This window comes from Paraburkholderia sp. (assembly GCF_028283785.1).
Classification (GTDB): Bacteria; Pseudomonadota; Gammaproteobacteria; order Burkholderiales; family Burkholderiaceae; genus Paraburkholderia.
This window is the reverse complement of record NZ_JAPWKB010000004.1, coordinates 77,392-100,456: the sequence shown is the minus strand read 5'-3', so window position 1 is coordinate 100,456 and position 23,065 is coordinate 77,392. Positions and strand designations below refer to the sequence as shown.

Below are 23,065 nucleotides of genomic sequence, written 5' to 3'. Positions count from 1 at the left end.
AAAGCCAAGGCTCGCGTCAAATACTTTGGAGAGAGTCATGGGACAGTACGCCGCGCCGCTTCGCGACATGCAATTCGTGATGCACGAACTGCTGAACGTCGAAGCCGAAATCAAGCAGATGCCGAAGCACGCGGACCTCGATGCCGACACGATCAATCAGGTGCTTGAGGAAGCCGGCAAGTTCTGCTCCGAAGTCCTGTTCCCGTTGAATCAGAGCGGCGACCAGGAAGGCTGCAAGTACGAAGGCGACGGCGTCGTCACCACGCCGAAGGGCTTCAAGGAAGCCTATCAGCAGTATGTCGAAGCCGGCTGGCCGGCACTCGGCTGCGATCCCGAATACGGCGGCCAGGGCTTGCCGGCATTCGTCAACAACGCGCTGTACGAGATGATGAACTCGGCGAACCAGGCGTGGACGATGTATCCGGGTCTGTCGCACGGCGCGTACGAATGCGTACACGCGCACGGCACGCCGGAATTGCAGCAGCGTTATCTGCCGAAGCTGGTGTCGGGCACGTGGACGGGCACGATGTGCCTGACCGAACCGCATTGCGGCACCGACCTCGGCATTCTGCGTACCAAGGCCGAACCGAACAGCGACGGCTCGTATGCAATCAGCGGCACCAAAATCTTCATTTCCAGCGGTGAGCACGACATGGCCGAGAACATCGTCCATCTGGTGCTCGCACGTCTGCCGGACGCGCCGAAGGGCACGAAGGGCATCTCGCTGTTCATCGTGCCGAAGTTCCTCACGAACGACGCCGGCGATATCGGCGAACGCAACACCGTGAAGTGCGGCTCGATCGAACACAAGATGGGCATTCACGGCAACGCCACCTGCGTGATCAACCTCGACAACGCGACCGGCTGGCTGGTCGGCGAGCCGAACAAAGGCTTGAACGCGATGTTCGTGATGATGAACGCCGCGCGTCTGGGCGTCGGGATGCAAGGTCTCGGCCTGACGGAAATCGGCTATCAGAACTCGCTGGTCTACGCGAAGGAACGTCTGCAAATGCGTTCGCTGACCGGCCCGAAAGCGCCGGAAAAAGCAGCGGACCCGATCATCGTTCATCCGGACGTGCGTCGGATGTTGCTGACGCAAAAGGCCTATGCCGAAGGCGCGCGCGCATTCACGTACTGGGCCGCGCTCAATATCGACAAGGAACTGTCGCACGCCGAGGAATCGGTCCGTAAGGAGTCCGCCGACCTCGTCGCGCTGCTGACGCCGGTCATCAAGGCATTCCTGACCGACAACGCGTTCGAATCGACCAACCATGCGATGCAGATTTACGGCGGCCACGGCTTTATCGCCGAGTGGGGCATGGAGCAATATGTGCGCGACGCGCGCATCAACATGATCTACGAAGGCACCAACGCCATTCAGTCGCTCGACCTGCTGGGCCGCAAGGTGCTCGGCGACATGGGCGCGAAGATGAAGAAGTTCGGCAAGATGGTTGCCGCGTTTATCGAGGAAGAAGGCGTCAAGCCGGAAATGCAGGAGTTCATCAACCCGCTCGCCGACATCGGTGAAAAGGTGCAGAAGCTGACGATGGAAATCGGCATGAAGGCCATGCAGAACCCGGACGAAGTCGGCGCTGCGGCCGTGCCGTATCTGCGTACCGTCGGCCATCTGGTGTTCTCGTACTTCTGGGCGCGCATGGCGCGTCTCGCGCTGGACAAGGAAGCGTCCGGCGATCCGTTCTACAAGGCGAAGCTCGCCACCGCACGCTTCTACTTCGCGAAGCTGCTGCCCGAAACCGCGATGACGATCCGTCAGGCGCGTGCCGGTTCGAAGACGTTGATGGACGTCGAAGTCGAGCTGTTCTAAGCCATTCGGCAACGCGCCGCGCATCGGTTCCGTGCGGCGCGTGTTCCCGGGCGTCAACGCATCGACAACCCTTCGTCACTGCATTCGCGCTGTTTCGTCCGACTACGGACGATAACCGCGACACAACTCCCCTGGAGGAACGACGTGAGCAATCTGATCATTCGCAAGGTGGCCGTGCTCGGCGCCGGCGTGATGGGCGCGCAGATCGCTGCGCACCTGGTCAACGCCAAGGTGCCGGTACTGCTGTTCGATCTGCCGGCAAAAGAAGGCCCGAAGAACGCGATCGCGCTCAAGGCGATCGAAAATCTGAAAAAGCTGTCGCCCGCGCCGTTCGGCGTGAAGGACGACGCGCAGTTCATCACGCCCGCCAATTACGACGACGACATCGAGAAGCTCGCGGAATGCGACCTCGTGATCGAAGCAATCGCCGAGCGGATGGACTGGAAGCACGACCTGTACAAGAAAGTGTCGCCGCACATCGCGCCGAACGCGATTTTCGCGTCGAACACGTCGGGTCTGTCCATCACGGAATTGTCGACGGGTTTCTCGGACGAGCTGAAGGCGCGCTTCTGCGGCGTGCACTTCTTCAATCCGCCGCGCTACATGCATCTCGTCGAACTGATCCCGACAGCGACCACGCGTCCGGAGATTCTCGACCAGCTCGAAACCTTTCTGACCAGCGTGGTCGGCAAGGGCGTCGTGCGCGCCAAAGACACGCCGAACTTCATCGCGAATCGCGTCGGTATTTTCTCGATCCTCGCCGTCATCACCGAAGCCGCGAAGTTCGGCCTGCGTTTCGATGAAGTGGACGACCTGACCGGCAGCCGTCTGGGCCGCGCGAAATCCGCGACCTTCCGTACCGCCGATGTCGTCGGTCTGGACACGATGGCGCACGTCATCAAGACGATGCAGGACAACCTGAAGGACGATCCGTTCTTCCCGGTCTACGAAACGCCGGCCGTGCTGGCCGAACTGGTGAAGAAAGGCGCGCTCGGTCAGAAGACCGGCGGCGGTTTCTACCGGAAGGAAGGCAAGGCCATCAAGGTGCTCGATCCGAAAACGGGCGAGTACGTGGAAGGCGGCGCGAAAGCCGACGAACTGGTCGGTCGCATCCTGAAGCGTCCGGCTGCGGAACGTCTGAAGCTGCTGCGCGAATCGCAGCATCCGCAAGCGCAGTTCCTGTGGGCGATCTTCCGCGACGTGTTCCATTACATCGGCGTGCATCTGGAGTCGATCGCGGACAACGCGCGCGACGTCGATCTCGCGATCCGCTGGGGTTTCGGCTGGAACGAAGGCCCGTTCGAAGGTTGGCAAACGGCGGGCTGGAAACAGGTCGCCGAGTGGGTGCAGGAAGACATCGCGGCCGGCAAGGCGCTGTCGGACGCGCCGCTGCCCGCTTGGGTGCTCGAAGGCCCGGTCGCCGAGAAGGGCGGCGTGCACACGAACGAAGGCTCGTGGTCGCCCGCGTCGAAGACGTTCGCGCCGCGTTCGTCGCTGTCGGTCTACGACCGGCAGGTGTTCCGTGCGCCGCTGGTCGGTGAAACGGGCGCCGATCCGAAGACGTACGGCAAGACCGTGTTCGAAACCGAAGCGGTCCGCGCATGGGTCGACGACCGCGCGGGCGAAAACGACGTGCTGATCGTGTCGTTCAAAAGCAAGATGAACACGATCGGACCGTCGGTGATCGACGGTCTCGTGCAGGCAATCGAACTCGCGGAAAAAGACTACAAGGGCGTGGTCGTCTGGCAGCCGACTTCGCTGAAGCTCGGCACGCCGGGCGGCGCGTTCTCCGCAGGCGCGAATCTCGAAGAAGCGATGCCGGCGTTCATGATGGGCGGCGCGAAGGGTATCGAGCCGTTCGTGAAGAAGTTCCAGCAAGGCATGCTGCGCGTCAAGTATGCGAACGTGCCGGTCGTGGCGGCGGTGTCGGGTATCGCGCTCGGCGGCGGTTGCGAGCTGGTGCTGCATAGCGCGAAGCGCGTCGCGCATATCGAGAGCTATATCGGCCTCGTCGAAGTGGGCGTGGGCCTGGTGCCTGCCGGCGGCGGTCTGAAGGAAGCCGCACTGCGCGCAGCGGAAGCGGCGACGCAAGTCGGCGCGACCAACGACCTGCTGAAGTTCGTGCAAAAGTCGTTCGAGAACGCGGCGATGGCAAAGGTGTCCGCATCGGCGCTCGACGCCCGCGCAATGGGCTACCTGAAGCCGTCCGACACGATCGTGTTCAACGTGTTCGAACTGCTCGACATCGCGAAGAAGGAAGCACGCGCGTTGTCGGCGGCGGGTTATCGTCCGCCGCTGCGTGTGACGCAGGTGCCGGTCGCCGGCCGCTCGGCGATTTCGACGATCAAGGCCTCGCTGGTCAACATGCGCGACGGCCGCTTCATCAGCGAACACGATTACCTGATTGCAAGCCGCATCGCGGAAGCCGTCTGCGGCGGCGACGTCGAAGCGGGCAGTCTGGTGGACGAAGAATGGCTGCTGCAACTGGAACGTCGTGCGTTCGTCGATCTGCTCGGCACGCAAAAGACGCAGGAGCGGATCATGGGCATGCTGCAAACCGGCAAGCCGGTGCGGAACTAAGGAGCTGAAATGGCAAAGCAATTGCAAGACGCATATATCGTCGCCGCGAGCCGCACGCCCATCGGCAAGGCGCCGCGCGGCATGTTCAGGAACACGCGCCCGGACGAACTGCTGACGCACGCGCTGAAGGCAGCGGTCGCGCAGGTGCCGGGTTTCAATCTGGCCGAGATCCAGGACGCCATCGTCGGTTGTGCGATTCCGGAAGCGGAGCAAGGCCTGAACGTCGCGCGGATCGGCTCGTTGCTGGCCGGCCTGCCGAACTCGGTCGGCGGCGTGACCGTCAACCGCTTCTGCGCATCGGGCATCACCGCGCTGGCGATGGCGGCTGACCGGATTCGCGTCGGCGAGGCAGACGCGATGATCGCGGCCGGTTGCGAATCGATGAGCATGGTGCCGATGATGGGCAACAAGCCGTCGCTGTCGCCGCATATTTTCGATTCGAACGAAAACATCGGCATCGCTTACGGCATGGGCCTGACTGCGGAACAGGTTGCGCAACGCTGGAAAATCAGCCGCGAAGCGCAAGACACGTTCTCGGTCGAATCGCACCGCCGCGCGATTGCTGCGCAGCAATCCGGCGAGTTCAACGACGAAATCGCCGCCTACACGATCACCGAACGCTTCCCGGATCTGGCCACGGGCGAAGTCCGCGTGAAGACGCGCGAAGTCGGTCTGGACGAAGGTCCGCGCGCCGAAACCACGATGGAAGGCCTCGCGAAGCTGCGCGCGGTGTTCGCGAACAAAGGCTCGGTGACGGCCGGCAACAGTTCGCAGACGTCGGACGGCGCGGGCGCGCTGATTGTCGTGTCGGAGAAAATGCTGAAGGAATACAACCTGACGCCGCTGGCCCGTTTCGTCAGCTTCGCCGTGCGCGGCGTGCCGCCGGAAATCATGGGCATCGGTCCGAAGGAAGCGATTCCGGCCGCGTTGAAAGCCGCCGGCCTGAAGATCGACGACATCGACTGGATCGAGCTGAACGAAGCGTTTGCCGCGCAATCGCTGGCGGTCATCCAGGACCTGAACCTCGATCCGTCGAAGATCAACCCGCTCGGCGGCGCGATTGCGCTCGGCCACCCGCTGGGTGCGACCGGTGCGATCCGCGCGGCGACGGTGGTGCACGGACTGCGCCGCCGCAACCTGAAGTACGGGATGGTGACGATGTGTGTCGGCACCGGCATGGGCGCAGCGGGCATCATCGAACGCATGTAAGCGATTCGACGCGCCCGGTCCGGCAACGGTTCGCAGGTCGTCTGACTTGCGAACCGTTTTTTCCATTCAGCACGATGCAGTCACGCATTACGAGGAGATGACGATGGACATTCTGGTCGAACGCGCCGAAGGCGTGATGACGATTGCCTTCAACCGGCCCGACAAGAAAAACGCGATCACGGCCGCGATGTATCAAACGATGGTCGATGCGTTGAACGAAGCGCAAACCGACACGTCGGTGCGGGCCATCGTATTTCGCGGCAGCCCCGGCATTTTCTGCGCGGGCAACGATCTCGAAGATTTCATGAAGTCGCCGCCGATCGGTGAAGAGTCGTCGGTGATTCAGTTCCTGCGCGCAATCAGCGGCGCGGAAAAGCCGCTCGTGGCGTCGGTGGCGGGCGCGGCGGTGGGCATCGGCACGACCTTGCTGTTGCATTGCGATCTGGTCTACGCGGCCGATTCCGCGAGCTTTTCGTTGCCGTTCACGCAACTCGGCTTGTGTCCGGAAGCTGCGTCGAGCCTGCTGTTGCCGCGCGTCGGCGGATATCAGGCTGCCGCGGAAAAGCTGATGCTCGGCGAAGCGTTCGATGCAAAGGAAGCGCAGCGGATGGGTTTCGTGAATCGCCTGTTGCCCGCCGCTGAGGTCGACGCGTTCGCGCTCGCGCAAGCGGCGAAGCTGGCCGCGTTGCCCGCGTCGTCGTTGCGCGTGACGAAGAGTCTGATGAAGCGTGCTGCGCACCATGAAATCCATACGCAGATCAGCGACGAAGCCGTGCATTTCGGCAAGATGCTGCTCGCGCCGGAAGCGCGCGAGGCCTTCAAGGCATTCTTCGAGAAGCGCAAACCGGATTTCCGTCAGTTCGATTGATGCACGGCTTTTGACGGTGCGGCACGCTCAGACCGTGCCGTAATCCACGAAACCCGACGCGCGGCAAAAGCTGACAAGGCGAACGCCCGCGCGCCGCGCGATTTCGATCGCGAGCGAAGACGGCGCGGAGATCGTCGCGACCATCGGCACATCCACCCGCGCCGACTTGCGCACCAGTTCATAGCTCGCGCGGCTCGACAGAAACACGAAACCGTCTTTCGTATCGACGCGGTCCAGCACCAGTTGGCCGATCAGTTTATCCAGCGCGTTGTGACGGCCCACGTCTTCGAATGCGTAATGGATCGCGCCGTTCGCATCGCACCACGCGGCCGCGTGCAAACCGCCGGTCAGTCGGGTCAGTGCCTGATGCTCGGGCAATTCGCGCGACGCACGTTCGATCGCGTCGGGCGCGAGTCGGGTCAGAAAGCCGGTGTCGGGCACCCGTTCCGGTTTCAGATCCAGCAGGTCGATGCTTTCGATCCCGCACACGCCGCAACCGGTGCGACCCGCCAGCGCGCGCCGTTTCTCCTTCAGTTCGACAAACGCCTTCTGCACGACCTGAAGCTGCACTTCGGCGTGCGGCAGATCGCCGTCGAACAGCATGACCTCGATGTCCTGAATATCGCTGCCACGCTCGACGATGCCTTCCGAAATCGCGAAACCGACCGCGAACGCTTCCAGATCGCAGGGCGTGCACATCATCACCGCGTGCGAAATACCGTTGAAAACCAGCGCAACCGGCCACTCCTGACCGACGAAATCGGCGGTGGACTCGACCGCGTCGCCACGATGACGGCGCACCTGGCGCTCGACTGCGCCGGGCTGCGTGGCGCTTTCCTGTTCGTTCAAGCTCTGACTCCATGCGCCGACGTGGCGCCAATAAGGTTCTAAAATACCTCAAGCCGGCCCGGCTTGCCGTCCGCGGCCAGCCGCCTGTCGCGCGGCGTGGCCGGACCGTACGAACCGGATTGTGCGAAAACCTCGCGAGGACATTGTCATGGCTCTGAACGAAGCGCCGCTGCTGTTCAACTTCGAAGTCGAATCGTCGGAGAATTTCACCTTTATCCCGATGTCGGTGCGCTTCAATCTCGACCGCTTCGGGCTGCGCATTTCGCTCGCGCAATGGCAGATGTTGCCGCTCGAAGACCGCAAGCTGCTGGCCCGTTTTCCCGTCGACGACGCCACCGATATCGAGCCGAACTTCGATCACGCGCTGTTCGAGATGCTGCGTACGCACGCGAATGTCGAACCCGAATGGTTTTCGCCCGACGAAGCGCCCGCATGGCGCAATGCCGATGCCGTGCCGCCGGGCATCGCGAACCAGGCGGCGCTGGCCGCGCTCACCGCGCCCGGCGTCGCGCAATGGTCGCGATTGTCGCCGTTCCAGCGTTACGTGCTGGCGAAATTGTCGCGCAAACCGGACGCGAATCACGACTTCATTCCCGCCATGCGGGAATTCGGCCTCGCCGGTTGATCTGCGGCGGCGTTTTCTGGGCATTTTTCGAGGTTTCGCTCAAGCTGCACCGAACCTGGCCGTTATCCATGGGTTAGCTCGTAAAAGGCCCGTCGTCCAGCGCCCGCGCTTCGAATGCGGACGACCGGCGCGCTATCGGCCGTAGAACGTCACGTTCGGAACCCATGAATTATTCTCCATCGAAGCGACTGCTGATGAATGCAGCGGTCGTCGCCGTCGCGATCGGCGCGAATGCATTCGTCGCATACATGCAGATCGACAGCCAGCGCGTGGGCGTCGCGCGGATGCTGCAATCGACCGCCGTCCAGCAGAAGCTCGACGCGTACCGGCTGACGCTGGAGCGCGGCGTCTCGACGGTCGGACGGGTCGGCGCGTCGGGGCATCCGGCGCCGGCCGGCACGGCGGTGCAACTTGGCGCGTCGTTGCAGACCCTCGATCACGCATTGCGCGACGCATGGCGCGACAACCCGCAGATGAGCGCCGACTTCGCCGATGTCAGCGCCGACAGCGCCGCGATCCAGCGCGGCATCGAAGGCGCGTTGACGGTGCCCGGAGCCAACGATCCCACCGCCCCCGACGCCCCCAATGAAGCCGCCCGCGCCGCGGCCGCGACCGCGTACACCGAACTCGGGATGAACCTCGCGATCGTCGAGAACGAACTGGCCACGCTGCGCACCAACGAGCGCGAGGCGGTTCAGGCGTCGTTGATGCAATCCGTGCAGGAGACGCGCCGCGCGACGCTGCTGCTGGTCGTCACGATGCTGCTCGGCAGCGGGCTGCTGATCTACACGTTCGGCCGTCGGGAAAGCGTCGCGCGTGAAAAGCTGCGCCTCGCGCGCTCGTTGCGCGTCAGCGACGAGCGGCTGTCCGGCCTGTTCGACAATCATCCGGTGCCGATCTACATCTTCGATTGCGAAACCCTGCGGTTTCTCGCGATCAACGCGGCGGCGGTGCAGCAATACGGTTATTCGGAAACCGAGTTTCTCGCGATGACGATCCGCGCGATCCGTCCGCATGCGGAAATCGGGCGGCTCGAATCGCATCTTCAGCGCAGCGGCATCGCGCCGCGTCACGGCCAGCAAACCGCGGGCGTGTGGCAGCACCGGCGCAAGGACGGCTCGACGGTGCGCGCGGAAATCTCGTATCACGCGCTGAGTTTCAACGGCCGCGCCGCGTATTTCGTCCTCGCCGCCGACGTCACCGACCAGATCAACGCCGAAGCCGAAGCGCAGCGGTCGAACCAGATGCTCGAAACGGTGATCGACAATATTCCGCAACGGATTTTCTGGAAGGATCGCGAGTCGCGTTATCTGGGTTGCAACATGGCTTTCGCGCGCGATGCGGGGCTCGCGTATCCGGAGCAGGTGGTCGGCAAGACCGACGACGAGCTGCCGTGGCACGCGCTCGCCGACGACGTGCGGCTCATCGATCGCGAGGTGATCGAGTCGGGCGTGCCGAGGATGAACTACGAATTCGACATGGTGATCGACGGCGTGCACCGCACGTCGGTGACGAGCAAGCTGCCGTTCACCGATAGCGACGGCCGCGTGATCGGCGTGCTCGGCTCGTACACGGACATCACCGAGCGCAAGCGCGCCGATCTCGCGTTGCGTCTGCAAAGCCGCGCGCTCGATTCGAGCGTGAACGCGATCCTGATCACCGGCCCGACGCCGACCGGCAATCTGATCGAGTACGTGAATCCCGCGTTCAAGCGGATCACCGGCTACGATCCGGCGGAAGTGATCGGCCAGGATTGCCGCCTGTTGCAGCGCGACGATCACGATCAGGAAGGCATCGCGGCGATCCGTCAGGCGCTGCTCGCGAATCGGGAAGTCAGCGCCGTGCTGCGCAATTACCGCAAGGACGGCGCACTGTTCTGGAACCAGCTCTACGTCGCGCCGGTGCCGAACGCGCAGGGCGAAACCACCCACCATATCGGCGTGATCAACGATGTCACCGCGCTGATCCGCTATCAGGAACAGCTGGAATATCAGGCGAACTACGACAGCCTGACCAAGCTGCCGAACCGCAACCTGTTGCGCGACCGGCTACAACACGCGCTGATTCTCGCCGCGCGGCATCACAAGGGCGTGGCGGTCGTATTCATCGATCTGGACGGCTTCAAGAACGTCAACGACAGTCTCGGCCATAGCGTCGGCGACCGGCTGTTGACGGTGGTCGGCGACCGGCTGCTGCGCTGTGCGCGCGCCAGCGACACGGTCGCGCGTCATGGCGGCGACGAATTCGTGATCGTGATGACCGATACCGTCGACGAGCAGTCGCTGATTGCGTGGATGGAGCGCGTGCGCGCGTCGATTTCGGAGCCGGTATGGCTCGACGGCACCGAGTTGTACGTCGGTTGCAGCATGGGCGCGAGCCTGTTCCCGCAAGACGGCGAGGACGCGGAAACGCTGATGAAAAAGGCCGATCTCGCGATGTATCGCGCGAAGGACATGGGCCGCAACACCTTCCAGTTTTTCCAGCCGGAGATGAACGCGAGCGCGGGCGCGCGGATGAATCTCGAACGGCGCCTGCGTCGCGCGCTGCGCGACAACGAGTTTTTGCTGCACTACCAGCCGCAGGTCGATATGGTCTCCGGCAAGATCGTCGGGATGGAGGCGCTGGTGCGCTGGAGCGATCCCGAAGTGGGGCTGATTCCGCCGTCGTCGTTCATTCCGGTCGCGGAGGAGAGCGGTTTGATAGGACCGTTGTCGGACTGGGTGTTGCGCGAGGCGTGCCGTCAGAACAAGGCGTGGCAGGACGCGGGACTGCCGCCGGCGCGGGTGTCGGTGAATCTGTCGGCGCGGCAGTTCCAGCAGCGCAATATCGCGCAGCTCGTGATGGAGGTGCTTCAGGAAACTGGGCTCGAACCGCGTTATCTTGAACTGGAACTGACCGAAAGCACCATCATGCGCAACGCCGAAGAAGCCGTGATGATGCTCAACGAATTGAGCGCGCTCGGCATCGGCATCGCGATCGACGACTTCGGTACCGGCTATTCGAGCCTGAGTTATCTGAAGCGCTTCCCGGTAGACCGGTTGAAGATCGACCGCTCGTTCGTGTCGGATATCGGCGTCTCGGGCGACGACGAAACCATTACGTCGGCGATCATCGCGCTCGCGCATTCGCTGCAATTGCAGGTGATCGCGGAAGGCGTCGAGACATCCGCGCAGCTCGATTTTCTCAGGCAACGCGCGTGCGATGAAATGCAGGGCTTCTATTTCGCGAAGCCGCTGCCACGCGATGCAATTCCTCAGCTGTTACAGCACGGCGTCGAGGTTGCGGTCATATAAATGACGATGCACGATTGATGTGAGCGGCGCATCGCGCGTCGTTCGTGCACGCATGTGGTCCCGGAATTGCTGGAACCTGCGCACTGAACCTTTGACGGCGCCCGACGCCACGGACCTCGATGGCCGAATTTCCCACGCTCGACACACCGCGTTTGCTACTGCGCGAACTGGTGATCGCCGACGCGCCCGCGCTGTTCGCGATTCACGGCGACGCGATCGGCATGCGCTGGTTCGGCGGCGATCCGATGATCGACGTGCGTCAGGCCGAGCGGCTGATCGAAGCGTTCGCCAGCTGGCGGGCAATGCCCAATCCCGGCGTGCGCTGGGGGCTCGTGCACAAGCGCGACGGCGAGCTGATCGGCTCGTGCGGGCTGTTCAAATGGAATCGAAGCTGGAAGACCTGTACGGTCGGCTATGAACTGGCGCAATCGGCGCGCGGCGCGGGGCTGATGCACGAGGCGCTGACGGCGGCGCTCGACTGGGGTTTCGACCAGATGACGCTGAACCGGATCGAAGCGCAGATTCATCCGGACAACGCGCCGTCATTGAAACTGGCGCAGACGCTGGGCTTTGTCCGCGAGGGCACCGCCCGCGAGGCCGGTTTCTGGCAGGGCGCACATCACGACCTGCTGCATTTTTCGTTGCTGCGCCGCGACTGGCTGCACGCCTGACCGGTTCGAGCGCGGCCTGTCGCGGAGCGGATGCCGCGAATTCAGTCGACCAGCGGCAGCGCGCGCGGCTTGCGGTCGCTGTCGGTGGCGACGTAGGTGAGGAGCGCTTCGGTGACTTTGACGACTTCTTCGGCGAGGCTCATCCGTTGCGCGTACACCTCGACCGACACCGTCACCGATGTATTGCCGGTCTTGACGATATCCGCGTAAAAACTGAGCAGATCGCCGACGAACACCGGTTGCTTGAACACGAAAGAGTTGACCGCCACCGTCGCCACGCGGCCGTTCGCGCGACGGCTCGCGGGAATCGATCCGGCAATATCCACCTGCGCCATGATCCAGCCGCCGAACACGTCGCCGTGGACGTTCGCGTCCGACGGTTGCGGCACGACGCGCAGCGCACACGGTTTTTGCGGAAGCTGAAGAAGATCGGTCATTCGAACACCCCTGAACGGATTGGCACAACCGGCGGCAGAGTTTCGGGACAGCGACGTGACCAGCGATACGCCGGCCCAGCCCGTGGAAAGCGGCGCCAGCCGGCTTCTGCGACAATACAAAGATAGAAAAGATCAGGAATTGTACGGGAAAGCGTGATCGGCGGTCCGCCTGCGGGCGCGTCCGGCGCAGCCTTTCCGGCAGTCCGTCCCCACCAGCAGAACCCGCAATGCGTCGCTATTCCGCCTCGAACGAACCCGCCCCGATCTCCACCCAGCCTCGCAACGACTGGCAAGCGATCGTCTCGCTGCTGCCTTATCTGGCCGCGTACAAATGGCGGGTGGCGTTCGCGCTGACCTGCCTGATCGGTGCGAAGGTCGCCAATCTCGGCGTGCCGATCGTGATGAAGCGGATCGTCGACGGTTTGTCGTCGGTCCAGCATCTGACCGCGCTCGGTCGCGCGGAGCACGCGCCGGGCATCGTTCTGCTCAGCGGCGTGGGGATGCTGGTGGTCGCGTATGCGGTGGTGCGTCTGTCCACGTCGCTGTTCACCGAACTGCGCGAAATCCTGTTTTCTAAGGTGACCCAGAGCGCGGTGCGGCAACTCGCGCTGAAAGTGTTCCGCCACTTGCACGCGTTGTCGCTGCGGTTTCATCTGGAGCGTCAGACGGGCGGCATGTCGCGCGACATCGAGCGCGGCACGCGCGGTATTACCCAGCTGATCTCGTATTCGCTGTACAGCATCCTGCCGACGCTCGTGGAAGTCGGTCTCGTGCTGGGATTTTTCGTCGTGAAATACGAGGCGTATTACGCGATCGTCACGTTCATTGCGCTAGCCGTGTACATCGTGTTCACGGTGAAGGTGACCGAATGGCGCACGCATTATCGCCGGACGATGAACGATCTGGATTCGAAGGCGAATTCGCGCGCGATCGACTCGCTGCTGAACTATGAAACGGTGAAATATTTTGGCAACGAGGAATGGGAAGCCGCGCGATACGACGAGAACCTGAAGCGCTATCGGGCCGCTGCGGTGAAGTCGCAGACCTCGCTGTCGGCGTTGAATTTCGGACAGCAGGCGATTATCGGCACGGGCCTGGTGTTCATCCTGTGGCGCGCGACGCAAGGCGTGATGGCGGGGCGCCTGACGCTCGGCGATCTGGTGCTGATCAACACGTTCATGCTGCAGCTTTATATTCCGCTGAATTTTCTCGGCGTGATTTATCGCGAACTGAAGCAGAGCCTGACCGATATGGACCGGATGTTCACGCTGCTCGGCGCCGCGCAGGAAGTGCCGGACGTACCCGACGCGCCGGCATTGAACATCAGCGGCGCGCAGGTGCGTTTCGACGACGTGAACTTCGCGTACGAGCCGGCCCGTCAGATCCTGCACGGCATCAGTTTCACGATACCGGCCGGCACGACGACCGCGGTGGTGGGTCACAGCGGGTCGGGCAAATCGACGTTGGCGCGCCTGATGTTCCGTTTCTACGACATCGGGCGCGACGGCGGCGGCGCGATCACGATCGACGGTCAGGATATTCGCGACGTGACGCAGGATTCGCTGCGCGCGGCGATCGGCATCGTGCCGCAGGACACGGTGCTGTTCAACGACACGATCTACTACAACATTGCTTACGGCCGTCCGTCGGCAAGCCGCGACGAAGTGATCGCGGCGGCGCGCGCCGCGCATATTCACGAGTTCATCGAAGGCTTGCCGAAGGGATATGAAACGCCCGTCGGCGAGCGCGGCCTGAAGTTGTCGGGCGGGGAAAAGCAGCGCGTGGCGATCGCGCGCACGATCCTGAAGAATCCGCCCATCCTGCTGTTCGACGAAGCGACGTCCGCGCTGGATTCGCGTTCGGAGCGCGCCATCCAGCACGAGCTCAACCAGATTGCGCGAGACCGGACCACGCTGATCATCGCGCACCGGTTATCGACGGTCGTGCACGCACAGCAGATCATCGTGATGGATCGTGGGCGGATCGTCGAGCGCGGGACGCACGCGGAGTTGATTCGCGCGAACGGTCTGTTCGCGCAGATGTGGGCGCTCCAGCAACAGCGGGCGGAGCAGTCGGAAGACACGGCGGAAGGGCGCGATGCGGAGCGCGTGGCGGTCACGCAGGTGCCGTGAGGCGCCGCGCGTGAAGGGTGGAAACGACCGCCGGGCGCATACGATGCCGCCCGGCGCGTCGGAAAACTACACGGCAGGACGGCGGGCGATCAGAGCCGCGTCGAGCGCGTGGAGTTGCGCGGGCGTTCCGACGTTTTCCCACGCGCCTTGATACAGCTCGCCGGAAGCGCGTCCGGCAGCAATCGTCTCCCGGTAATACGGCGTCAACGCCTTCGCGACGCCCTTGGGAAGATCGACGAACATGCGTGAATCGTAGACGCCGATATTGCCGAACGTGAGCTTCTGCGAACCGTCGAGCGACAACCGGCCATCGTCGGACAGCGCGAAGTCGCCGCGCGGATGAAACGACGGATTCGGCACCATCACCAGATGCATACCCGGCTCGCGCATCCCGGCAAGCCGCGCGGCCTGCTTGCTCAGCGACGCGTAATCGAAGTCGGTGAAGACGTCTCCGCTGACGGCGACGAACCGCCGACCTTGCGCCGAAGGATCGATCAGCGGCAGCGCCTGGGCGATTCCGCCCGCGGTTTCTAGCGCCTCGGTTTCAGCCGAATACAGGACACGGATGCCCCATCGCGCGCCGTCGCCGACCGTGGCTTCGATCTGTGCGCCGAGCCATGCATGATTGATCACGACGGTCTGGAATCCGGCTGCGGCAAGCCGCTCGATCTGCCAGACGATCAACGCCTTGCCGCCCACCTGAAGCAGCGGCTTGGGGCAGCTATCCGTCAACGGCCGCATTCTTTCGCCGCGACCGGCGGCGAAAATCATCGCGCAAGTCAGCGGCTCCGGACTCGCGTTCACCGGCAGCGGCGCGCTCAAAACGTATAACCGACGTCGATCGCGCGGCCTTCGAGTTCGTCGAGCAGCTTTGCGAACGGCCCAAGCGGCCGATACCGCTCGCACACCTTGCGCGCGTAGCCGATAAAGCGCGGCAGATCCGCCATGTAATGCGGCTTGCCGTCGCGATAGTGGATCCGGCAGAACAGCCCGAGCACCTTGATATGCCGCTGCAAGCCCATCCATTCGATCTGACGATAGAACTCGCCGAAATCGCCATCGACCGGCAGGCCGGCCTTTTTCGCACGCTCCCAGTAGTACACGAAGCAGTCGATCTCGAATTCTTCGTCCCAGCTCAGAAACGCGTCGCGCAACAGCGAGGCGATGTCGTAAGTGATCGGCCCGAGCACGGCGTCCTGGAAGTCGAGCACGCCCGGATTCGGCGCGGCGACCATCAGGTTGCGCGGCATGAAATCGCGCAGCATGAACACCTGCGGTTGCGCGCGCGCACTCGCGATCAGCAGCGCAAACGTACGGTCGAGCAGTGCGCGGGTGGTGTCGTCGAGGTCGCGGCCCAGATGGCGTCCGATAAACCATTCGGGCATCAGCTCCATCTCGCGTCGCAGGAACGCTTCGTCGAACGACGGCAACGTGTCGCTGCAGGTGGTGAGCTGGAAGCGGATCAGCGCGTCGATCGCGTCGCGCATCAGGCGGCGCGCGCGGCCGTCGGTCAACGCTTGCGGATCGGACAGCACGGACAGGTACGATTCGGTGCCGAGATCGGTCACGAGCATCAGGCCGGCGTCGAAATCGACTTCGAGTATGCGAGGCACGTGCACGCCTGCCGCATCCAGCAATTGTGCGATCTGCACAAATTCACGGCACTTTTCCGGCGGCGGCGCATCGACAGCGATCAGTGTGGCGAGCGGGTTTTCTTGCGCAGCCTTACCCGTAATGCGGAAATAGCGGCGAAAACTGGCATCGGCGGAAGCGGGCGCGAGCGTGGCGAGGTCGAGTGCGTAACGCTCGGCGTGATTGTTCAGCCATGCGCGCAGCGTGTCGAGGCGGGGATCGGAGGCGGGAGAAACGTCAGGCAGGATCATGAAAACCGGAAGGCAAATTCAGGGGGGCAACGTCTTGCCATATAATACCCCACGACTTTTTTGACGCGGCTCGCGTCACCTTTTCACCCTTCCCGCTTCACCGCCTGCATCATCGTTCGACAGATTGTAGATATCGATGTGCCGCCGACTGTCACGGTCAGGTAGCGCAGGCGGCGGAGCGTGACTGACTAAAGCGGGCTGACGAGCCGATTCGCCAAACGATACATGCCGCCCAGACAGCTTTCCCAAACGATTCCCTCTTGTGACGGCACGCCGCGCAGAAGGCGGCTTGTCGCGGCGTTGATCGCCGTTCCGGGCCTGATGCCTGCGCTTGCGCACGCCCAGCTTGTGGGCGACGCCGCACAGGCGCAGCCGATCGACGCGCCTTGGGGCATGCGGCTCGCCCCGCAGCTCGAAGACCATACGTTGACGTCGGGCCAGAAGCCCGCCACCTTCGTAATCGGCGACTCGACCACCGGCACGACCGACCGTGACGCCGCCGCCAAAGGCTCGGCGGAAATCCGTCATGGCAACGTCGTGATCAAGGCCGATGCGCTGCACTACGATCAGGACAGCGACATGGCCGACGCGTACGGCCAGGTGCACGTCGACAACAACGGCGCGACCTTCGTCGGACCCGAAGCGCACATGAAGGTGGACTCGAGCGAAGGCTTCATGACTTCGCCGAAGTATCACTTCAACGTGACGGGCGGCTCGGGCAGTGCCGAGCGCGTCGATCTGCTCGACAGCGAGCGCTCGACCTTCTCGCATGCCACCTACACGGCGTGCCAGTGCGCGGACGATCCCGCCTGGTACATCAAGGGCACCGAGTTCAACTTCGACACCGGCGCCGACGAAGGCGTCGCGCACAACGGCGTGCTGTTTTTCCAGGGCGTGCCGGTGTTCGCGTCGCCGTGGCTGTCGTTCCCGTTGTCGGGCGACCGGCGCAGCGGCCTGTTGCCGCCGACCTTCTCCGTCAGTTCGACCAACGGCTACGAGCTGTCGCTGCCGTATTACTTCAATATCGCGCCGAATCGCGATATGACGGTGACGCCGCGCCTGATCTCGAAGCGCGGCGTGCAGGTGTCGACCGAGTTCCGCTATCTGTCGCCCACGTATTCGGGGTCGATCACCGGCGAGTTCCTGCCGGACGACGCGATCACCAAGACCAATCGCTACGCGCTGTACATCAAGCACAGCCAGAACCTCGGCAGCGGCTTCGGCGCGTACGTGTATTACAACAAGGTTTCGGATTCGCGCTATTCCGAAGACCTGTCCGCGGCCAGCAGCCAGATCCTGAACGGCACGCAGACGCTGTTCCAGCAGGAAGCCGGGCTGACGTACAACCACGGTCCGTGGTCGGTGCTGGCGCGCGAGCAGCATTTCCAGACCTTCACGTCGTCGACCGGCACGCCTTACGGCCGTGAGCCGCAGTTGAACGTGAAGTACGCGAAGTACAACGTCGGCGGTTTCGATTTCGGCGCCGAGGCGGATTACTCGCGCTTCAGCATCACGACGGCGGACGCGACCGAAGGCGACCGGGTGATGTTCAACCCGTACGTGTCGTATTCGGTGGTCGGGCCGGGCTACTTCGTCACGCCGAAGGTGCAATGGCACTTCGCGTCGTACGACCTGCGCAACATCGGCGCGGACGCACCCGCCGGTCAGCCGAAGAACTTCACGGAATCGATTCCGACGCTGTCGTTCGATACCGGTCTCGTGTTCGACCGTTCGGTGCGGCTGTTCGGCCAGGACTTCATCCAGACGCTGGAGCCGCGGCTTTACTACGTGTACACGCCGTATCGCGACCAGTCGATGGTGCCGCTGTTCGATACCGCAGATTCCGACTTCGGCCTCGCGGAAATCTTCACGCCGAACACGTTCGTCGGCGGCGACCGGATCGCCGACGCGAACCGTCTGACGGCCGCGATCACCACGCGTTTCCTCGATCCCGCTACCGGCGACGAACGCGCGCGTTTCGTGGTCGCGCAGCAGTACTATTTCCAGGACCAGCGGGTCACGCTGTCGTCGGCGGAAAGCACCGCGCAGGCAACGCACTCGGACCTGATCGCGGGCGCGTCGCTGAAGCTCGGGGCCGGTTTCGCGTCGGAAACTGCGTTCCAATATAATGCCGACAACAACCAGCTGACCAAGACCAGCATCGGTTTCGGCTTCAGTCCGGCCACGGGGAAGGTCATCAACGTCGCGTATCGCTATACGCGCGCCAACTCCACGCTCGACAACGAACCGATCAACCAGGTGCTGATCTCCGGTCAATGGCCGCTGTCGCATCGTGTCTATGCCGTGGGTCGTTTCAATTACGACCTCGGCGGCCACAAGGTTGTCGACGGCTTGCTCGGCCTGCAATACGATGCCGACTGCTGGACGCTCGGGGTGGGCTTCCAGCGGTATGCAAACGGGCTGAATACATCCGGTCAGACCACGTCGGGCACGCGCTTCCTTGCACAGTTGACGTTCAAGGGATTGTCGAGCGTCGATAACGGCCTGATCTCCGCGTTCCGTGCGGGCGTATCCGGCTACACGCCGTTGCCGCCGCCGCCGGCGCCCGAGTCCCGCTTCACCGACTACGAATGACGCACGTCCTACCGTTTGAGCAATGCGAAAAGACGGGCGAGGCGCGCCCGACATCACTGGAGTATCTGTGGCAATTATGAAAAAGCTTCGCTTGGCAACGTTCGTGGCAGGTTTCGCCGCCGTTGCGTCTTTCCTGTCGGCTGCGCCGGCGTCCGCGCAGGCGCTTGGCGGCAACAATGGCACGACCGTCGACACGATCGCGGCTGTAGTCAACAACGGCGTCATCACGCAGCGTGAACTCGACGAACGCGCGAGCCTGATCACGCATCGTCTGAGCCAGCAAAACGCACCGGTTCCGCCGGCCGACCAGCTGCGCGCGCAAGTGCTGAACCAGATGGTCCTCGAACGCATCCAGTTGCAGAAAGCGAAAGAAGACGGCATCCAGATCGACGACGCGGCAGTGCAGAAAACGCTCGAACGTCTCGCGCAGGCGAACAACATGTCGCTCGACATGTACCGTTCGCGGATCGAGGCGCAAGGCGTGCCTTGGGCCACGTTCACCAGCGACGCGCGCACTGAACTGACGCTGTCGCGTCTGCGTGAGAAAGAAGTGGATAGCAAGGTGGTGGTGTCGGACGCGGAAGTCGCGAACTACATCGCCAGCCAGCGCGGACCGAATGCCGGTCAGACGAGCGATCTGCGCTTCGAACACATTTTCCTGAAGGCGCCGCTGAACGCGTCGGAAACCGACATCGAAGCCGCGCAGAAAAAGGCCGACGGCCTGCTGAAAGAAGCTGCAGGCGGCACGAACTTCGAGAAGCTCGCGAAGGCCAACTCGCAGGCGCCGGATGCATCGAAGGGTGGCGACACCGGTTTCCAGGCACCGTCGAAGCTGCCGGCTGACTTCGTCAAGGCCGCGGCATCGCTGCGTCCGGGCCAGGTCAACCCGAGCGTGATCCGCACCGACGACGGCTTCGAAATCGTTCGTCTGGTCGATCGCCGCGCAGGTCAGGGCGCCACGGGTGCATCGACCAAGCTGGTTCAAACGCACGTTCGCCACATTCTGCTGAAGGTCGGCGACGGCATGTCGGAGCCGCAAGCCCGTCAGAAGCTGCTCGAAATCAAGCGTGACGTCGCGCAAGGCGGCGATTTCGCGAAGTTCGCGCGGACTTATTCGCAAGACGGTTCGGCGTCGCAAGGCGGCGATCTCGGCTGGATCAGCCCGGGCGAAACCGTGCCGGAATTCGAGCGCGCAATGAACAACTTGAGCGACAACCAGGTCAGCGATCCGGTGCGTTCGGAATACGGCTATCACCTGATCCAGGTGCTCGGCCGCCGCGACGCGGAAGGTTCGGTTTCGCAGCAGATGGATCTGGCGCGCCAGGCAATCGGTCAGCGCAAGGCAGAGCAGGCGTATTCGGACTGGCTGCGCGAATTGCGTGACACGGCGTATGTCGAGGTCAAGTCCAATCCGGTCGCTGCGCAGTAACGCGCTATAACGCGCGCATCGGGTTCGCAAGCATTGCGCACCCGATGCGTAAGCCGTTCAGATTCAATCAGAGTCACTTAAGACGATGACAGCCGCTTCCGCTTCCCATTTCCCGCTTCAGATTGCGATCACGACCGGCGAACCTGCCGGCGTCGGTCCGGAACTGACTGCGCGGGCGCTGGCAGGCGCGGCGGCGCACTGGCCGGACGCGCAGTTCACCGTACTCGGCGACGCCGCTCTGCTGGCGCAACGTGCGCAAGCGGTCGGAGTCGATTGGGCGGCGCTGACGGGCGGTCAGAGCGGGCGTGTCAGCGTCGAGCATCAGCCGCTTGGTGTGCCGGCTCAGGCGGGCAAGCTCGACGCCGCCAACGGCCGCTACGTGCTGAATCTGCTCGACGTTGCAATCGACGGCGCATCGAGCGGCCGTTTCGACGCAATCGTCACCGCGCCGCTGCAAAAAAGCACGATCAACGATGCGGGCGTGCCATTCACCGGTCACACCGAATATCTTGCCGAACGCACCCACACGCCGCGTGTCGTGATGATGCTCGCAGGCACGGGCGCGCGGCCGTTGCGGGTCGCGCTCGCCACCACGCATCTGCCGTTGAAGGACGTATCGGCGGCGTTGACGATCGACGGTCTGGTCGACACGCTGCGTATCGTCGATCACGATCTGCGTCACCATTTCGGTTTGCCCGCGCCGCGCATTCTCGTCACCGGCCTGAACCCGCATGCGGGTGAAAACGGTTATCTCGGGCGCGAAGAGATCGACGTGATCTCGCCGGCGCTCGCGCTCGCGAATGCGCAGGGCATCGACGCGCGCGGTCCCTATCCGGCGGATACGCTGTTTCAGCCGCGCTATCTGAACGAAGCCGATTGCGTGCTGGCGATGTTCCACGATCAGGGCTTGCCGGTGCTGAAGTACGCCACCTTCGGCGAAGGCATCAACGTCACGCTCGGTTTGCCGATCATTCGCACGTCGGTGGATCACGGCACCGCGCTCGATCTCGCCGGCACCGGCCGCGCCGATTCCGGCAGCCTGATCGCCGCGATCGATACGGCGGTGTCGATGGCGCGGCATCGTCGCGCGGGCTGATGAGCCTGCGCGCGCGATCCGGCTGACTCATCCGGCAATTCGGTTAGCATTCGGGTAACGGCGTGGCGCGCGAGCGCCGCGCGTCCCAGCGCATTCTTTTGCGTTTTCCCAGTTCTCTTTCTTAGCGGTTTTCGATGTCCACCAGCAGACAGCACCAGGGCCATTTCGCGCGCAAGCGTTTCGGACAGAACTTTCTGGTCGATATGGGCGTGATCGATTCGATCGTCGACGTGATTCGTCCGGCACGCGGCGAACGCATGGTCGAAATCGGACCGGGCCTCGGCGCGCTGACCCAGCCGCTGATCGAGCGTCTCGCGTCGCCGGAATCGCCGCTGCACGCGGTCGAACTCGACCGCGATCTGATCGTGCGTCTGAAGAAGAAATTCGGCGAGCTGCTCGAACTGCATGCGGGCGACGCGCTCGCATTCGACTTCGGCGCGCTGGCCGCGCCGGACGCGGACAAACCGTCGCTGCGGATCGTCGGCAATCTGCCGTACAACATTTCCAGTCCGCTGCTGTTTCATCTGACCGACTTCGCGCCGTGCGTGATCGATCAGCACTTCATGCTGCAAAACGAAGTGGTTGAGCGGATGGTCGCGGAGCCGGGCAGCAAGGCGTTCAGCCGTCTGTCGGTGATGCTGCAATACCGTTATGTGATCGACAAGCTGCTCGACGTGCCGCCCGAAGCCTTCCAGCCGCCGCCGAAGGTCGATTCCGCGATCGTGCGGATGATTCCGTACGCCGCGCACGAACTCGCGCCGGTCGATCAGCGCGTGCTCGGCGAACTCGTGACGGCCGCGTTCTCGCAACGCCGCAAGATGCTGCGCAACACGCTCGCCGCCTTTCGCGACCAGGCGGATTTCGACGCGCTCGGGTTCGATCTTCAGCGTCGCGCGGAAGACGTGCCGGTCGACGAATACGTGCGCGTCGCGCAGGTCGTCGAAGCGCATCGGGCGAGCCGTGCGGCCGCGTCCGGCGGCAACGCCGGCGCCTGAGTCACGGTCTGCAGCCGGGCACAAATCCGGGTACATTTACGTCCTCGATTTTTCCGCAACAAGGAGTACACGATGCGCCTGCTTCACACCATGCTTCGAGTCGGCAACATGGACCGCTCGATCGCGTTTTATACCGAACTGCTCGGCATGAAACTGCTGCGCCGCGACGACTACCCGGACGGCAAGTTCACGCTCGCATTCGTCGGCTACACCGATGAAGCCAGCGGCGCGGTGATCGAACTGACGCACAACTGGGACACCGAATCGTACGAACTGGGCAGCGCGTTCGGCCACCTCGCGGTCGAAGTCGACGACGCGTACGCAGCCTGCGCCAAGATAAAGGCGCAAGGCGGGACAGTGGTTCGCGAAGCCGGTCCGATGAAGCACGGCACGACCGTGATCGCTTTCGTCACGGATCCGGACGGCTACAAGATCGAATTCATCCAGAAGAAAAACTAAGCGGCGCATTGCACGCCGTTTAACTGTGTTTATCGCTGCTTATCGGATCAGATCCGTCAGTTCCCCACTGAACGAATGACCGGACCGCCGGCATGCGTGGCCTGCTTCACAGGCTGCGT

The 23,065-nt window shown here is 63.3% G+C and carries 17 protein-coding genes; 13 read left to right on the top strand and 4 right to left on the bottom strand.

Features of this window, described 5'->3' with window-relative positions; translation table 11 throughout:
• Positions 1-37: 37 nt before the first annotated feature.
• The 4 genes from PW947_RS03655 to PW947_RS03640 all read left to right on the top strand — a co-directional run bounded on the left by PW947_RS03655 (position 38) and on the right by PW947_RS03640 (position 6,482).
• Complete coding sequence (locus PW947_RS03655) at positions 38-1,825, top strand: acyl-CoA dehydrogenase C-terminal domain-containing protein (protein ID WP_299629710.1); 1,788 nt, start codon at positions 38-40, stop codon at positions 1,823-1,825.
• A gap of 144 nt (positions 1,826-1,969) precedes the next feature.
• Complete coding sequence (locus PW947_RS03650) at positions 1,970-4,405, top strand: 3-hydroxyacyl-CoA dehydrogenase/enoyl-CoA hydratase family protein (RefSeq protein ID WP_299629709.1); 2,436 nt, start codon at positions 1,970-1,972, stop codon at positions 4,403-4,405.
• Between the two features lie 9 nt (positions 4,406-4,414).
• Positions 4,415-5,614, top strand: a complete 1,200-nt coding sequence (locus tag PW947_RS03645) for an acetyl-CoA C-acyltransferase (protein ID WP_299629708.1) — start codon at positions 4,415-4,417, stop codon at positions 5,612-5,614.
• A gap of 97 nt (positions 5,615-5,711) precedes the next feature.
• A complete protein-coding gene (locus tag PW947_RS03640) occupies positions 5,712-6,482 on the top strand; it encodes an enoyl-CoA hydratase (RefSeq protein ID WP_299629795.1) in 771 nt (256 codons plus the stop codon).
• A 27-nt stretch (positions 6,483-6,509) separates the two neighbouring features.
• Here the strand turns inward: PW947_RS03640 and fdhD are convergent, their stop codons facing one another.
• The gene (gene fdhD / locus PW947_RS03635) at positions 6,510-7,331 is read right to left on the bottom strand and encodes a formate dehydrogenase accessory sulfurtransferase FdhD (protein WP_299629707.1); all 822 of its coding nucleotides are present in this window, start codon (positions 7,329-7,331) and stop codon (positions 6,510-6,512) included.
• Between the two features lie 148 nt (positions 7,332-7,479).
• Here fdhD and PW947_RS03630 point away from each other — a divergent pair, with 148 nt between their 5' ends.
• The 3 genes from PW947_RS03630 to PW947_RS03620 all read left to right on the top strand — a co-directional run bounded on the left by PW947_RS03630 (position 7,480) and on the right by PW947_RS03620 (position 11,920).
• A complete protein-coding gene (locus tag PW947_RS03630; RefSeq protein ID WP_299629706.1) occupies positions 7,480-7,956 on the top strand; it encodes a nitrate reductase associated protein in 477 nt (158 codons plus the stop codon).
• Positions 7,957-8,120: 164 nt separating this feature from the next.
• Positions 8,121-11,249 (top strand): EAL domain-containing protein, encoded by a 3,129-nt coding sequence (locus PW947_RS03625; RefSeq protein WP_299629705.1) that lies wholly within the window; start codon positions 8,121-8,123, stop codon positions 11,247-11,249.
• A 119-nt stretch (positions 11,250-11,368) separates the two neighbouring features.
• Positions 11,369-11,920 (top strand): GNAT family protein, encoded by a 552-nt coding sequence (locus tag PW947_RS03620; RefSeq protein ID WP_299629704.1) that lies wholly within the window; start codon positions 11,369-11,371, stop codon positions 11,918-11,920.
• A gap of 41 nt (positions 11,921-11,961) precedes the next feature.
• On the opposite strand, the gene PW947_RS03615 is transcribed toward PW947_RS03620, so the two are convergent.
• The gene (locus tag PW947_RS03615; RefSeq protein ID WP_299629703.1) at positions 11,962-12,357 is read right to left on the bottom strand and encodes an acyl-CoA thioesterase; all 396 of its coding nucleotides are present in this window, start codon (positions 12,355-12,357) and stop codon (positions 11,962-11,964) included.
• 227 nt (positions 12,358-12,584) lie between these two features.
• On the opposite strand from PW947_RS03615, the gene PW947_RS03610 reads away from it, so the two are divergent.
• Positions 12,585-14,489, top strand: a complete 1,905-nt coding sequence (locus tag PW947_RS03610; protein ID WP_299629702.1) for an ABC transporter ATP-binding protein/permease — start codon at positions 12,585-12,587, stop codon at positions 14,487-14,489.
• A 66-nt stretch (positions 14,490-14,555) separates the two neighbouring features.
• On the opposite strand, the gene murU is transcribed toward PW947_RS03610, so the two are convergent.
• Entirely contained in the window at positions 14,556-15,260 is a 705-nt protein-coding gene (gene murU, locus PW947_RS03605; protein WP_299629794.1) for an N-acetylmuramate alpha-1-phosphate uridylyltransferase MurU, read from the bottom strand.
• Between the two features lie 47 nt (positions 15,261-15,307).
• Positions 15,308-16,372 (bottom strand): phosphotransferase, encoded by a 1,065-nt coding sequence (locus PW947_RS03600; protein ID WP_299629701.1) that lies wholly within the window; start codon positions 16,370-16,372, stop codon positions 15,308-15,310.
• A gap of 225 nt (positions 16,373-16,597) precedes the next feature.
• Between PW947_RS03600 and PW947_RS03595 the strand changes: the two genes are divergently transcribed.
• The 5 genes from PW947_RS03595 (at position 16,598) to gloA (ending at position 22,946) form a co-directional block, all read left to right on the top strand.
• Entirely contained in the window at positions 16,598-18,967 is a 2,370-nt protein-coding gene (locus tag PW947_RS03595) for an LPS-assembly protein LptD (protein WP_299629700.1), read from the top strand.
• A 67-nt stretch (positions 18,968-19,034) separates the two neighbouring features.
• Positions 19,035-20,396, top strand: coding sequence for a peptidylprolyl isomerase (locus tag PW947_RS03590; protein WP_299629699.1), 1,362 nt, complete (start codon positions 19,035-19,037; stop codon positions 20,394-20,396).
• An 85-nt stretch (positions 20,397-20,481) separates the two neighbouring features.
• Positions 20,482-21,492 (top strand): 4-hydroxythreonine-4-phosphate dehydrogenase PdxA, encoded by a 1,011-nt coding sequence (pdxA, locus tag PW947_RS03585; protein ID WP_299629698.1) that lies wholly within the window; start codon positions 20,482-20,484, stop codon positions 21,490-21,492.
• A gap of 134 nt (positions 21,493-21,626) precedes the next feature.
• Positions 21,627-22,487, top strand: a complete 861-nt coding sequence (rsmA, locus tag PW947_RS03580; RefSeq protein ID WP_299629697.1) for a 16S rRNA (adenine(1518)-N(6)/adenine(1519)-N(6))-dimethyltransferase RsmA — start codon at positions 21,627-21,629, stop codon at positions 22,485-22,487.
• A gap of 72 nt (positions 22,488-22,559) precedes the next feature.
• A complete protein-coding gene (gloA, locus tag PW947_RS03575) occupies positions 22,560-22,946 on the top strand; it encodes a lactoylglutathione lyase (protein ID WP_299629696.1) in 387 nt (128 codons plus the stop codon).
• Positions 22,947-23,065: the final 119 nt, after the last annotated feature.